Origin of the sequence: Alteromonas antoniana, from assembly GCF_019249295.1 — a bacterium.
In the GTDB taxonomy this organism is placed as follows: Bacteria; Pseudomonadota; Gammaproteobacteria; order Enterobacterales; family Alteromonadaceae; genus Alteromonas; species Alteromonas antoniana.
Genome location: NZ_JAESDH010000004.1, coordinates 117,951 through 130,500, shown reverse-complemented (window position 1 = coordinate 130,500; position 12,550 = coordinate 117,951). Strand labels below are relative to the sequence as shown.

The following is a 12,550-nucleotide window of genomic DNA, read 5'->3' as shown; positions in this document are numbered from 1 at the left end:
CATCAGAGTAACAGGGTGCTTGTAACAACGGTAGTAATAACCGCTTGTACGCGGCTTGACGACTCAGTTGGCAAATATAACAGGAATAAAATGACGCAAAACACAACAGGTGCAGGTAAGTGGATGTATGTGCTGGCATGGGTATGCGCCTTCGGCCTGCTGATACTGGTTTTCGGCGATTTACTTGAGAAGCAGGTAAATCCAAACCAGGAGCCCGAATCAATGCGTATTGATAATCAGACGGAAGTCAGGCTAAAGCAAAACCGTGCCGGTCATTACGTAACCAGCGGCTATATTAATGATGTGCCGGTGACTTTTCTGGTAGATACCGGTGCCACAGATGTCTCTGTACCGGCTCACCTGCAACAGGAACTCGGACTGCTTGCTGGCAGAACCGGCCTGGCAAACACCGCCAATGGTTCAGTTCGCATAGCAGAGACGCAGATCGACTCACTTCGTATAGGCGATATTCAGTTAAGTGGCATTCGGGGAAACCTTAATCCTGGTATGCAAAGCGACCAGATTTTGCTGGGAATGAGCGTTTTGCGCCAATTGGAGTTTACTCAGCGTGGGGAATGGTTAATATTGCGTACCCTTTGACAAGACGAGCAATACGCCATGACACGCCCGGATTTACGCCATATTGAAAAACAAGTCACTCTTGCCCTTGAAGAAGACTTGGGTGGCGAACTACTGCCCTCACAGGACATCACCGCAAACCTGATTGATAACGGGGCGCAGGCCAACGCGACCATTATCACCCGGGAAGACTGTGTCGTGTGCGGAGTCGACTGGGCGACAGCCGCATTTGCGCTGGTTGATTCTGCCATTCGTATCGAGTGGCATGTGAAAGATGGCGATAAGGTATCGGCCGACACACGTTTATGTCGCATCAGCGGGCCAGCCCGCGGTATTTTGACTGCCGAGCGCACAGCGCTCAACTTCTTACAAACGCTTTCCGGCACCGCCACGGTGACGCATTACTATGCGTCTATTCTGAAAGACAGCCCAACACGCATTCTGGATACCCGTAAAACGCTGCCGGGTTTACGTCTTGCACAAAAGTATGCGGTAACCTGTGGTGGCGGGAAAAATCATCGTGTGGGGTTGTTTGATGCTTTTCTTATTAAGGAAAACCACATCATGGCGTGCGGTGGAATTGCCAATGCAGTTACAAAGGCAAAGCAGGATCACCCTGACAAGCCGGTAGAAGTAGAAGTTGAGAACCTTGAAGAGTTTGCACAGGCAAAAGCAGCCGGAGCAGATATCGTCATGCTGGATAACTTTGATAATGAACAGATCCAACGCGCAGTCGACATGAATAACGGTCAGTGTAAACTGGAAGTATCAGGCAATATTACTGACGACAGACTCTTTTCTTTAGGGTCAATAGGTGTGGATTACATTTCTTCAGGCGCGTTAACCAAACATGTACAGGCTATTGACCTGTCCTTAAGAGTAACGCTGGAAGGCTGATTTTCTGCGGTGTATAGCAGATAGTTATTACTTACTGCAGCCACGTTAGGGTATGACATTGAACACATTATGTTCACCAAAACGAACACCACGGTATATTTTCTGATACTTGTCAGATACAAAACTCTTTCTATACTGACAATCAAGTACCGGGGACGTTGGACAGAACGCCTCAGGTATATAACGTAATGTTGAATGAAATTTATTTTAAAAGCGTGATACACGTCCCGGAGAAAGACCATGAAACAAGTTAAAGCATCTAACCAAAAAGGTTTTACACTAATCGAACTGATGATCGTTGTTGCTATCATCGGTATCCTGGCAGCCATCGCACTGCCGGCTTATCAGAACTACACGCAGAAAGCACGCTTCACTGAAGTGACTAACGCGACTGCTGCCGCTAAATCTGCGGTTGAGGTTTGTGCGCAAACCCAGTCTGGTGCAGACGCAGCCGCTGTACTAGCTAACTGCGAGGGTGGTAGCAACGGTATTCCTGATAACGTTACTGTTGGTGCAGGTGTTGTAGGTTTGACCACTACTGCGGGTGAAATCGAAGCAGAAGCCCCAACCGATTCTGATCTGGCTGGAGCAACCTTCACTATTACTCCAACGCTGGATATGGCCACTCGTAAAGTGACTTGGGATTCAGCGTGCGACCCAGCAACACTGTGCTAATTATCAGCCAGTAATAGTTTAAACAAAGCCCGGTGAATACTGGGCTTTGTTGTCTTCAGAACATCAGTAATCCTAACCTCCTTCAACATTTTCTGAGGTAATACTCATGGCCAAGGCAGCAACCGTATTTACCTGGCAGGGCAAAGACCGGCATGGCAGCTCACGTAAAGGGGAAATATCCGCCACGTCACTAGTTGAGGCTAAAAACCTGCTTCGTCGTCAGGGGATTTCAGCGAATAAAGTTAAAAAGCTGGCAACGCCTCTTTTTGGTCGAGGCAATCAGAAAATAACTGCCGCCGACATTTCGGTTGTCTCCCGGCAAATTGCTACCATGCTTGGGGCTGGCGTAACGCTCATCCAATCTTTGGAAATGATTGCTCAAGGGCATGCTAAGCGCACGATGCGTGACTTGTTAGGCGAGATTACTGACGAAGTGAAAGCAGGTAATCCTTTGTCTGTTGCTCTTAGAAAGCACCCAGACCATTTTGATGACTTATACTGTGACCTGGTCGCAACCGGTGAACAATCTGGTGCTCTTGAAACCATTTATGACCGTATTGCGACTTACAAAGAGAAAGCTGAAGCGCTTAAATCAAAGATCAAAAAAGCGATGTTCTACCCCATCGCCGTTCTGGTTGTAGCGTTTATTGTAACTACCATTCTGTTGATTTTCGTGGTGCCTCAGTTTGAAGAGATTTTCAGTAGTTTTGGTGCTGAGCTTCCCGCTTTCACTCAGTTCGTTCTCGCTATTTCAGCATTCGTACAGAACTATGGTGTATTTATCGCTATTGGTGCAGCTGTGGCCGGTTTCCTGTTTATGCGGGCATACAAAAAATCTCTCAAACTGCGTGACAAGATTGATAAACAAATTCTAAAAACACCAGTTGTTGGCGAAATTCTGAAGAAGGCAAGTATCGCGCGGTTTACTCGTACGCTATCAACGACATTTGCAGCAGGTGTTCCTCTCATCGGCGCGCTGGAATCTGCTGCCGGTGCTTCGGGAAATGCTGTTTATCGTGATGCTATCTTATTTATGCGAAATGAGGTATCGGGCGGTATGCCTATGCATAAAGCGATGCGGGCAACCAATGTCTTTCCTGATATGGTGACGCAAATGGTTGCTATTGGTGAAGAGTCAGGCGCAGTAGATGAAATGCTGTCAAAAATAGCTACGATATACGAAGCAGAGGTTGACGATATGGTTGACGGCCTCACCAGTCTTCTGGAGCCCATGATTATGGCAGTATTGGGTGTTGTCATCGGCGGATTAATCATTGCGATGTATCTACCTATTTTCGAAATGGGTAATGTTGTATAGATCCTATCGACACATTCATGAAGCTGCTGAGTCAAGTGACAGCTATGTTTTGCACTGATAATACATCTTTCCATTGTGAAAAGGCTGCCAGTCTGGCAGTCTTTTCAGCTCTTCATACAGACAAAAAATAATCCATGTTGGAATCTGTTGTTACATTAAGCCTGCAAATGCCGGCATTCTTTTACAGTGTCGTTTTTATTGTCAGCCTGATGGTTGGCAGCTTTCTGAATGTGGTTATTCACCGCCTTCCCATCATGATGGAGCGTAGCTGGAAGCAGGAATATCAGAGCTACTTTTCTTCTGATGATGAGGTAGCAACCACCGAATCAGAAACATTCAACCTGATAAAGCCTGACAGCACCTGCCCAAAGTGCAATCATAAAATCAGAGCCTGGGAAAATATTCCGGTAATCAGCTATATTTTGCTGCGCGGCAAATGCGCCGCCTGCCGGGCCCCCATTTCTGTTCGCTATCCGCTGGTTGAGTTATTCACGGCGATAACCTGTACTTTCGCTGCCTGGCATTTTGGTCCGTCTGTACAGGCCCTGTGGGCTGTACTGTTTAGCTTTGTACTGATAGCCCTGTTATTTATCGATCTTGATAAAATGTTGCTGCCGGACCAGCTCACACTCCCACTGTTATGGCTGGGATTACTACTTAGCACTGCTAATGTGTTTGTAGGCCCAACCGACGCTATTATTGGCGCTGCCGCAGGCTATTTAAGTTTGTGGTCGGTCTATTGGGCGTTTAAATTACTCACCGGCAAAGAAGGCATGGGCTATGGCGATTTTAAATTACTCGCGGCTCTTGGTGCATTCACTGGCTGGCAAGGCTTGCCGGTGATTATTTTGCTGTCTTCACTGGTAGGTGCCATCGCCGGCATCGCTATTATGGTTTTTCAAAATAAGGGGAAATCTCTGGCGATACCGTTTGGACCGTATCTGGCAGTAGCGGGCTGGATCGCCTTACTCTATAAAGACACTATTATTGAAACCTATCTCAACTGGGTACTGGGATAATGCCCAAAAAACTGGTTATTGGCCTGACTGGCGGCATAGGCAGCGGAAAATCGGCCGTCACTACCCTGTTCGAGTCTCATGGCGTTGATATTATCGATGCTGATGTGGTCGCCAGAGATGTGGTTAAGCCCGGATCCGTCGGCTTAAAGGAAATCGTCAGTAAGTTCGGCGAAACGATTTTGCTTGCTGATGGCACGTTAAACCGCGCACAGCTGCGCGAGGTTGTCTTCCACAATGCTGATAACAAAACCTGGTTAAACGCGCTGCTACACCCACTTATTCGTGAAGCGATGCAAAGTGGCATTCAGAACAGCACCAGTGAATATTGTATTCTTGCTGTTCCCTTGCTCATTGAAAATAACCTCACCACCATGGTGAACCGTGTACTTGTTGTCGACTGCACTGAACAGCAACAACTTGAAAGAGCGATGCATCGGGACGGTAGCAGCGAACAAACGATCCGCAACATCATGGCGTCACAGGCCAGTCGCGAAGAACGACTGCAGGCTGCTGATGACGTCATCGACAACACGGGCAGTAAAGATTCTCTCAGAGAGCAGGTCACCGCCTGTCATATCCGCTATCTGCGTCTCGCCGAAGAGCAATAAATCAGCACGACCTCAGAGCCTGTTTATCTTTGTTCAGTATTTATGTTGGATGCTAAAACGCCCTAATACAAGGCAGAAGCAGCGTGGTTTGGCAATCCAAATAAGCGGCTGATAACGCAGTAGTAGGGCGTTTCCGCTCCAACCCTGTGGGCAGTGGCCAGTTTCGCGCCATGCGGCCCACAAATTCACTTATTTAGGCCCCCTAAACTTCGCCCATTTGCGATTGTCTGGCACAAAACTGGCCGTCTGCATAAGCACTGAACAAAGATAAACAGGCTCTAAAATAACAGTGAGTAACAGCGGCCTCCTCGTTGCCACCGGGTTGCGTTTATCTGTAAATAGTGTACAACCTTGCAAAGGTGCACTGGGAATGTTCGATTAAGTCTGTAGTCGCACCTTCCTAGAGAGTGTTGACCTTTGCAACGTATTCAAAAATGGGTGTACCGAAAATACATTGCTACGTTTCGGCTCCAATATTGCTTTCCAATTATGATCAGAGTCTGGTCACGTACTGCCACTTCGCCACGTCCATATCGATAGGATATGCGTATTAAATAGCTCTTGCGCTTGAAATTTTGTTAATTTTACGCTGTAGTTCGATCTGAATATCAACTAAGGAACTCCATGTCTGACGCCGTTTTTGAATTTCCCCTAAAGGAAAAAGTCCGTAATTACCTGCGCGTTGAGCAATTGATGACTCAACTGAAGACAGGTGCACAGGTGCAAACGGCGCCACTTCAGATGTACTTCTTCGATCAGCTGTTTATTCTGCTGGATCTTTTCGACAGACTGGATTTGCGCACCGATATACTGAAAGACTTAGATGCTCACGAAAAAAACCTGGTGCACTGGTCGCAACACCCAAAAATAAACAGTGATGCGCTGGATCAGGCGTTACGCTCCATTATCAGCTTGCGAGAAAAACTGAAAGCCAGCAAAAAGTTTGGTCTTGAATTACGGGAAGACAAGTTTCTGTCATCCATCCGACAGCGCTTCGCCATTCCGGGCGGTGCCTGCAGCTTTGATTTGCCAAACCTGCATTTCTGGTTAAACCAGCCCATTGAATCCCGTCAGCAAGATGTAGCTGACTGGCTATCCTCGCTTACTGTGCTTGAGGATGCTATCGCTATCAGTCTGTCATTTTTAAGAGAGCGCGGTCATTTTCAGAAACTTGAAGCCATTAATGGGTTTTATCAAGGTGTTGCGGATGACAAGAATGAACTGCTGAGGATCCGCTGCCAGGTGGACAATGGCTACTTCCCTACTGTCAGTGGTAACAAGTACCGTTACGCACTTCGCTTTATGTGGTTTTCACCGGAAGATGGCATGGGCCCGTCGGTAGATGCTGATGTGGCTTTCTCGCTTGCTGCCTGCTAAGCGGTAGATAGCAGGAATTGTCATAGCTATTATCTCGCATAAAGGATTACCGTCGCGCATGGTGCGCGACGCACTATTAATAGTTTTGTAGAGCAACTCAACCCGGCATAATGCAGTTGATAAAAACTTTGTCGTTGGGATCCCGCCTTTTTTCTGCAACAACTATTCAAAGCGTCGTTATTACTTTAACGTATTTGAGGCAGAGTCATGTTGAGCAAAGTCCTCAACTATTCAATTAGCCACAGCGTAATAAACTTTGTACTTTCTTCTTACAGCAGGTCGTTTCACCTTTTTTCATTTCCGCGAACGCAGTACTATATGAGCATCATTTACCAGCCCCTGATTTTTGATGAATGTAAACTGTCCCATCTGTAGTAAATCTGTTTCCTGGGGTGCGCAGAGCCCCTATCGTCCTTTTTGTTCAAAGAAGTGTCAGCTGATTGATCTCGGAGAGTGGGCGAGCGAAGACAGAAAAATTGCTGCCGACCCCGAGCCATCGGATAAGCCGGAGGCGCTCGATATTGAAGAGATAGAAGCGATGCTGGCCAAACAGCAGGATGATTTTTTCAAACATTAAGGAATTTCGATGATTCAGTCTGTTGCCCTTGTCGGCGGAACACACGGAAATGAAACCAGTGGGATCCAACTGGTGAGAAACTGGTTAAAAGGTGACATTCCGGATACCTACGGTTCACTTGATATTCGTTGCTATCTGGCAAACCAGGCAGCCATTGATGCCAATATTCGCTTTGTGGAAGCGGATTTAAACCGGCAGTTCTCGTTTGAGAACCTGATGGCTGACTCTACTTCCCGCGAGGCCGTACTGGCAAAAACGCTTAACGACAAGCTGGGTCCTAAAGGAAACGCCCTCACCGATTTGGTTGTGGATATCCACAATACCACCAGCAATATGGGGGCAACGCTGATCATACTGGAAGCCGATGATTTCAATATTAAGCTGGCGCGGTATGTCAAAAAGGTCATGCCAGAAGCCAACATTCTGCTGGAAGACGAAAAGCCGGTAGCTGATCACGCGTACCTTTGCACAACCGGAAAGCGCGGCGTGATGATTGAAGTCGGCGCGCAGCCGCAGGGCGTGTTACGTGAAGACGTTTATCAGCTTACGTTGACCATGACAGAAGCCGTACTGGCGTTTTGCGAGGCATATAATCAAGGTGAACTGGGTGAACTGCCTGAATGTGAGGCATTCCGGCTGGGGGATAACGTGTCTTTCCCGTTAGACGAGAATGGCGAGCGCACGGCAATGATACATCACCATCTTCAGGACGCTGACTTCGTCCCTCTGGTTGCAGGTCAGCCCGTATTTCGGGACTTTAAGGGTAATGATGTGCTTTGGGACGGTGACACCACCTATCCGCACTTTATCAACGAAGCGGCATACCATAAACTGCATGTCGCGTTTGCCACGGCGAGTCTTATCAGGTTGTGACGTCTTTTAGCAACTGGCGCAAGGCTGTCAGTTGCAGCAGGCAACATGCATACTGCAGGGCCAAGCCCACCACAAAGTAGGCGGCGTGTCAGGTTTAAGCAGGGGAAACTGACTTGTTGTCCCCGCTCACACCACGGCTTAAATCACAGTAAGAAACAGAGATAAAAAAACCGGATGTTTTCTCATCCGGTTTTTAATGATAGTTACAGCGGGCGTTTTTTCCGCAGTGCATCGATGATGTCGACATTGGCGGCAGGAAAATCCTCTGGTTCAAGCGCATCAATATCACGCCATTGCCCTTCCTGTCCTTCTTTACCGAACGGCTCACCGGTGAAAGTCGTGACAGTATGAACATCCAGCACCACTTTTTTATCACCGTAATCATGCGTGATCACAGTAAGCGGCGAAGTCTGTATAACCTGAATACCGACTTCCTCATCCAGCTCCCGCTGCAGCGCCTGCTCTACCGACTCTTCGCCATCGACTTTACCGCCGGGAAACTCCCATTTCCCGCCCTGGTGTTTGTCGTCAGGACGAAGACAGACATATACCTGATGGCCGCGAAGGATAACGCCCACGGCCACATGCACCTCAGCCATTAATTCAGTTTACCGTGACACTGTTTGTACTTTTTGCCTGAACCACAAGGGCAAGGATCGTTGCGGCCAACTTTAGGGCCTTCACGCACCTCTGTACGCACTTTATTACTTGCCGCCTCAGGTTCTGGTGCCGCGCTCGCTTGCTCATGCTGATAATTCTTTGGCACATCGTCAGCTTGTCGGCGCTGCTCTTCCACCTTCTCTACGTCTTCTTCTGCTCGCACTTTGACACGCGAGAGGATAGTAATCACCTCAATTTTCAACGCTTCTAACATTTGCGAAAACAGTTCGAAAGATTCGCGCTTGTATTCTTGTTTCGGGTTCTTCTGTGCGTAACCGCGCAGATGGATCCCCTGGCGAAGGTGGTCCATCGCCGCCAAATGTTCTTTCCAGTGACTGTCCAGATTCTGCAGCATCACCGCTTTTTCAAACTGGCGAAGTACGTCCTTACCGACCACGTTTTCTTTTTCCTGGTATGCCTTTGTGACTTCTTCATGAATGCGCTCACGCAGCTTTTCTTCATAAAGTTTGTCGTCGCTGTCCAACCAGCTTTGTACTGGCAGATCCACGGCAAAATCAGCTTTCAGACGCTCTTCAAGGGCCTTAACATCCCACATCTCCTCGAGCGACTGCGGCGGAATGTATTCATCTACCACACCACTGACAACGTCTTCACGAATAACCGCTATGGTCTCGCTGATATCGCCTTCATCCAACAGCTCATTACGCTGCTCGTAAATCACTTTACGCTGATCGTTGGCTACATCGTCGTACTCAAGCAATTGCTTACGAATATCGAAGTTACGGCCTTCCACTTTACGCTGTGCATTTTCAATGGCGCGGGTCACCCAAGGGTGCTCAATCGCTTCACCACGCTCCATACCCAGGCGCTTCATCATGCCTGCCATTTTTTCTGATGCGAAGATACGCATCAGCGCATCGTCCAGCGACAGATAAAAACGGCTGGAACCCGGATCGCCCTGACGACCTGAACGGCCGCGAAGCTGGTTATCAATACGACGCGACTCATGGCGTTCTGTACCGATAATGTGTAAACCACCGGCGTCGAGCACTTCTTTGTGACGCTTTTGCCAGGCTTCTTTTACTTTGGCAATTTTTTCGTCAGACGGATCTTCCAGTTGTTCAACTTCTACCTGCCAGTTACCGCCAAGCACGATATCGGTACCACGGCCTGCCATGTTAGTGGCTATAGTGACGGCACCGGGTTTACCGGCTTGTGCAACAATGTCAGCTTCCTGGGCGTGAAATTTGGCATTCAGAACCTTATGCGGAATTTTTTCTTTCTTCAGAATGCGAGAAAGCAACTCTGAGTTTTCAATTGATACCGTACCCACCAGAGTTGGCTGACCACGTTTAACGCAATCTTTGATATCTTCAACGATGGCTTCGTACTTTTCTTCTGCAGTGAGATAAATCAGGTCCGCCTTATCATCACGCACCATCGGACGGTTGGTTGGGATAACAACCGTTTCCAGACCATAAATATGGTTAAATTCAAATGCTTCGGTATCGGCGGTTCCGGTCATGCCGGACAGTTTGTCGTACAACCGGAAGTAATTCTGGAACGTAATCGACGCCAGCGTCTGGTTTTCGTTCTGAATTTTCACGCCTTCTTTAGCTTCTACCGCCTGATGAAGACCTTCAGACCAGCGACGCCCTTCCATCGTACGGCCGGTGTGCTCGTCAACGATAACAATCTGTTCGTCTTTTACGATGTAATCGACATCTTTACTGAACAGCTTGTGCGCACGAAGTGCCGCATTGATATGGTGAAGCAGCGAAATATTTCCCGCAGCAAAGAGTGATTCGCCTTCAGGCAACACGCCTTCTTGGTGCAGAATTTCTTCTACATGAATCTGACCCCGTTCAGTCAGGTGGATCTGTTTGGCTTTAAGGTCGATGGTGTAGTCACCATTGCCTTCTTTACCTTCTTCGTCTTCCTCTTCCTGCTGGATGAGTTGTGGGATAACACTGTTAATACGACGATACAGTTCTGAACTGTCTTCTGCAGCGCCAGAGATAATAAGCGGCGTTCTCGCCTCATCAATCAGGATGGAGTCAACTTCATCGATTACCGCGTGATGGAGTGGACGCTGTACGCGATCCTGTGGACTAAACGCCATATTGTCACGCAGGTAATCGAAACCAAACTCGTTGTTTGTGCCATAGGTGACATCGCTGGCATACGCTTCACGCTTTTGCTCAGGAGACATACCGGGAACATTACAGCCAACTGTCATGCCCATAAAGTTGAATAACTTGCGGCTCCAGTCAGCGTCACGACGGGCCAGATAGTCGTTAACAGTAATAACGTGAACCCCTTTGCCGGTAAGGGCATTGAGGTAGGTTGGAAGGGTTGCCGTAAGGGTTTTACCCTCACCAGTACGCATTTCAGCAATTTTACCTTCATGCAGTACCTGGCCACCCAGCATCTGTACGTCGAAGTGGCGCATTCCGTAAACGCGTTTACTTGCTTCGCGAACAGTTGCAAACGCTTCTACGATGAGGCTGTCAAGCGACTCGCCTTTTTCCAGGCGTTCACGAAACTCTGCGGTTTTGTTTTTCAGCGCCTCATCGGAAAGCTTTTCATATTCGGCTTCCAACGCATTAATGGCATCGACACTCTTTTTTAGTTTTTTTAATAGTCGGTCGTTTCTGCTACCGAATACTTTTCTCAGGACGCTTGAAAACATTTGGTTGATTTTTCCACTACTTGTCGAGACGCCGTACTCTGTACAAGTACATTGTCAATTTCCAAAAAATGACCGTCACAACCTTACCGTTGTGTCTGCCACCCAATTTTGATTGTTGCAGACGTTAATTGTCTGCTTTACCTGGCTGCTACCGCATTACTTCTTGTAAACAAAAGGTAGAGGATCGATTTGCTGTCCGTTTCTTATTACTTCGTAGTGTACATGTGCGCCGGTAGAACGGCCTGTGCTACCCATGACAGCAACAGACTGCCCTTTGGTAACCACTTCACCGACAGAAACACGTAGTGACTTGTTATGCCCGTAGCGGGTAATCAGGCCATCACCGTGTTCAATTTCTACCAAATTTCCATAACCATAGCGCTCACCTGCCCAGGTAACTATCCCTGCAGCGGTGGCGACGACGTTATCTCCGGTTTCCCCTGCGAAGTCCAGCCCTTTGTGCATGGCTTGTTCACCGGTGAAGGGATCTGCACGCATACCGTAATAAGATGACAACCATCCAGATTCAATGGGACGACCAGATAATTGACTCTGCTTCTGGATAAGGTGCCCCCTGACCAGACTTTCAAGCATGGTCAGTTGCTGAGCTTTAATATCCAGGGATTGTTGCAGTGCCGCGATCTCTCGCATTATGGGGTCGTCCTGATGATTATCAGGTAACGTTGCAGGCATGAAAGCGTCCAGGTCTGCCGCTGTCATGCCTAATTCTTTTGCCAGTTTTTCGTTCTGGGTATCAAGTTGATTTAGCTTTGCTGACAATGCTGCAACGTGTGCAAGCAACGTGTCCAGCTTCACTTTCGTATCGCTTCTGAGCGAATCCACTTCGCTTTGCTTTTCTGCGACTTCCGATTGCGCCAGCTTAATACGCGCAATATCCTCGGAGACGGATTCAGTCGAGCGACTGGACACCAGCATGAACAGAGACGACAACACCGTCGCACTCACCAGTGTTCTTACACTGATGCTTTTGCGATAGCGTCGGTTGGTTCCTGTCAGGGTGATCGTCAGCTTCATAAATCAACTCATAAAAATTCGACCGATAGTGTAACTCTGTTTGCGGCGTGGAACAAACGCAGATGTGTGCTTTCATGCTTAAGGATAAGAATTCGGGATATAAAGGTTGCAGACCCTGCACTATCTGGCTTAGCAATGGCCTCGTCTGAGCGTTATTCTCCCGCGTTCAAATCAGGTACGTATGTTTATTTATTCGTGCGACACTTCTGTTACATCATTCAAACAAAAACCCACATCACCTTAACAATCTGCAGAATAAGCGCTACTATGTATGCGCTT

12 protein-coding genes are annotated in these 12,550 nt (G+C 48.0%); 9 read left to right on the top strand and 3 right to left on the bottom strand.

Features of this window, described 5'->3' with window-relative positions; genetic code table 11:
* Positions 1–90 precede the first annotated feature (90 nt).
* The 9 genes from JKP77_RS04640 (at position 91) to JKP77_RS04600 (ending at position 7,923) form a co-directional block, all read left to right on the top strand.
* Entirely contained in the window at positions 91–600 is a 510-nt protein-coding gene (locus JKP77_RS04640) for a retropepsin-like aspartic protease family protein (RefSeq protein ID WP_218310032.1), read from the top strand.
* Positions 601–618: 18 nt separating this feature from the next.
* On the top strand, positions 619–1,476 hold the full coding sequence (nadC, locus tag JKP77_RS04635; protein WP_218310031.1) for a carboxylating nicotinate-nucleotide diphosphorylase: 858 nt from the start codon (positions 619–621) through the stop codon (positions 1,474–1,476).
* 240 nt (positions 1,477–1,716) lie between these two features.
* The gene (locus JKP77_RS04630; protein ID WP_218310030.1) at positions 1,717–2,151 is read left to right on the top strand and encodes a prepilin-type N-terminal cleavage/methylation domain-containing protein; all 435 of its coding nucleotides are present in this window, start codon (positions 1,717–1,719) and stop codon (positions 2,149–2,151) included.
* Between the two features lie 106 nt (positions 2,152–2,257).
* Complete coding sequence (locus JKP77_RS04625; protein WP_218310029.1) at positions 2,258–3,469, top strand: type II secretion system F family protein; 1,212 nt, start codon at positions 2,258–2,260, stop codon at positions 3,467–3,469.
* 134 nt (positions 3,470–3,603) lie between these two features.
* Positions 3,604–4,488, top strand: a complete 885-nt coding sequence (locus JKP77_RS04620; protein WP_420840044.1) for a prepilin peptidase — start codon at positions 3,604–3,606, stop codon at positions 4,486–4,488.
* Positions 4,488–5,096, top strand: coding sequence for a dephospho-CoA kinase (coaE, locus tag JKP77_RS04615; protein ID WP_218310028.1), 609 nt, complete (start codon positions 4,488–4,490; stop codon positions 5,094–5,096). Before JKP77_RS04620 ends, coaE begins: the two co-directional genes overlap by 1 nt.
* A gap of 624 nt (positions 5,097–5,720) precedes the next feature.
* Positions 5,721–6,473 (top strand): cell division protein ZapD, encoded by a 753-nt coding sequence (gene zapD / locus JKP77_RS04610; protein WP_218310027.1) that lies wholly within the window; start codon positions 5,721–5,723, stop codon positions 6,471–6,473.
* Positions 6,474–6,822: 349 nt separating this feature from the next.
* Complete coding sequence (gene yacG / locus JKP77_RS04605; RefSeq protein ID WP_218310026.1) at positions 6,823–7,050, top strand: DNA gyrase inhibitor YacG; 228 nt, start codon at positions 6,823–6,825, stop codon at positions 7,048–7,050.
* Positions 7,051–7,059: 9 nt separating this feature from the next.
* A complete protein-coding gene (locus tag JKP77_RS04600; RefSeq protein WP_218310025.1) occupies positions 7,060–7,923 on the top strand; it encodes an aspartoacylase in 864 nt (287 codons plus the stop codon).
* Between the two features lie 203 nt (positions 7,924–8,126).
* Here the strand turns inward: JKP77_RS04600 and mutT are convergent, their stop codons facing one another.
* The 3 genes from mutT to JKP77_RS04585 all read right to left on the bottom strand — a co-directional run bounded on the left by mutT (position 8,127) and on the right by JKP77_RS04585 (position 12,271).
* Complete coding sequence (gene mutT / locus JKP77_RS04595; RefSeq protein WP_218310024.1) at positions 8,127–8,522, bottom strand: 8-oxo-dGTP diphosphatase MutT; 396 nt, start codon at positions 8,520–8,522, stop codon at positions 8,127–8,129.
* Positions 8,522–11,236 (bottom strand): preprotein translocase subunit SecA, encoded by a 2,715-nt coding sequence (secA, locus tag JKP77_RS04590; RefSeq protein WP_218310023.1) that lies wholly within the window; start codon positions 11,234–11,236, stop codon positions 8,522–8,524. Before secA ends, mutT begins: the two co-directional genes overlap by 1 nt.
* Positions 11,237–11,392: 156 nt before the next feature.
* Positions 11,393–12,271, bottom strand: a complete 879-nt coding sequence (locus tag JKP77_RS04585) for a M23 family metallopeptidase (RefSeq protein WP_218310022.1) — start codon at positions 12,269–12,271, stop codon at positions 11,393–11,395.
* Positions 12,272–12,550 lie beyond the last annotated feature (279 nt).

What these genes read in the sequence shown, in the direction of transcription:
- JKP77_RS04625 (WP_218310029.1), top strand. Translation starts at nt 2,258, where the DNA reads ATGGCCAAGGCAGCAACCGTATTTACCTGGCAGGGCAAAGACCGGCAT.
- mutT (WP_218310024.1), bottom strand. Translation starts at nt 8,522, where the DNA reads ATGGCTGAGGTGCATGTGGCCGTGGGCGTTATCCTTCGCGGCCATCAG.
- JKP77_RS04600 (WP_218310025.1), top strand. Translation starts at nt 7,060, where the DNA reads ATGATTCAGTCTGTTGCCCTTGTCGGCGGAACACACGGAAATGAAACC.
- nadC (WP_218310031.1), top strand. Translation starts at nt 619, where the DNA reads ATGACACGCCCGGATTTACGCCATATTGAAAAACAAGTCACTCTTGCC.
- secA (WP_218310023.1), bottom strand. Translation starts at nt 11,236, where the DNA reads ATGTTTTCAAGCGTCCTGAGAAAAGTATTCGGTAGCAGAAACGACCGA.
- coaE (WP_218310028.1), top strand. Translation starts at nt 4,488, where the DNA reads ATGCCCAAAAAACTGGTTATTGGCCTGACTGGCGGCATAGGCAGCGGA.
- yacG (WP_218310026.1), top strand. Translation starts at nt 6,823, where the DNA reads ATGAATGTAAACTGTCCCATCTGTAGTAAATCTGTTTCCTGGGGTGCG.
- JKP77_RS04585 (WP_218310022.1), bottom strand. Translation starts at nt 12,271, where the DNA reads ATGAAGCTGACGATCACCCTGACAGGAACCAACCGACGCTATCGCAAA.
- JKP77_RS04620 (WP_420840044.1), top strand. Translation starts at nt 3,604, where the DNA reads ATGTTGGAATCTGTTGTTACATTAAGCCTGCAAATGCCGGCATTCTTT.
- JKP77_RS04630 (WP_218310030.1), top strand. Translation starts at nt 1,717, where the DNA reads ATGAAACAAGTTAAAGCATCTAACCAAAAAGGTTTTACACTAATCGAA.
- JKP77_RS04640 (WP_218310032.1), top strand. Translation starts at nt 91, where the DNA reads ATGACGCAAAACACAACAGGTGCAGGTAAGTGGATGTATGTGCTGGCA.
- zapD (WP_218310027.1), top strand. Translation starts at nt 5,721, where the DNA reads ATGTCTGACGCCGTTTTTGAATTTCCCCTAAAGGAAAAAGTCCGTAAT.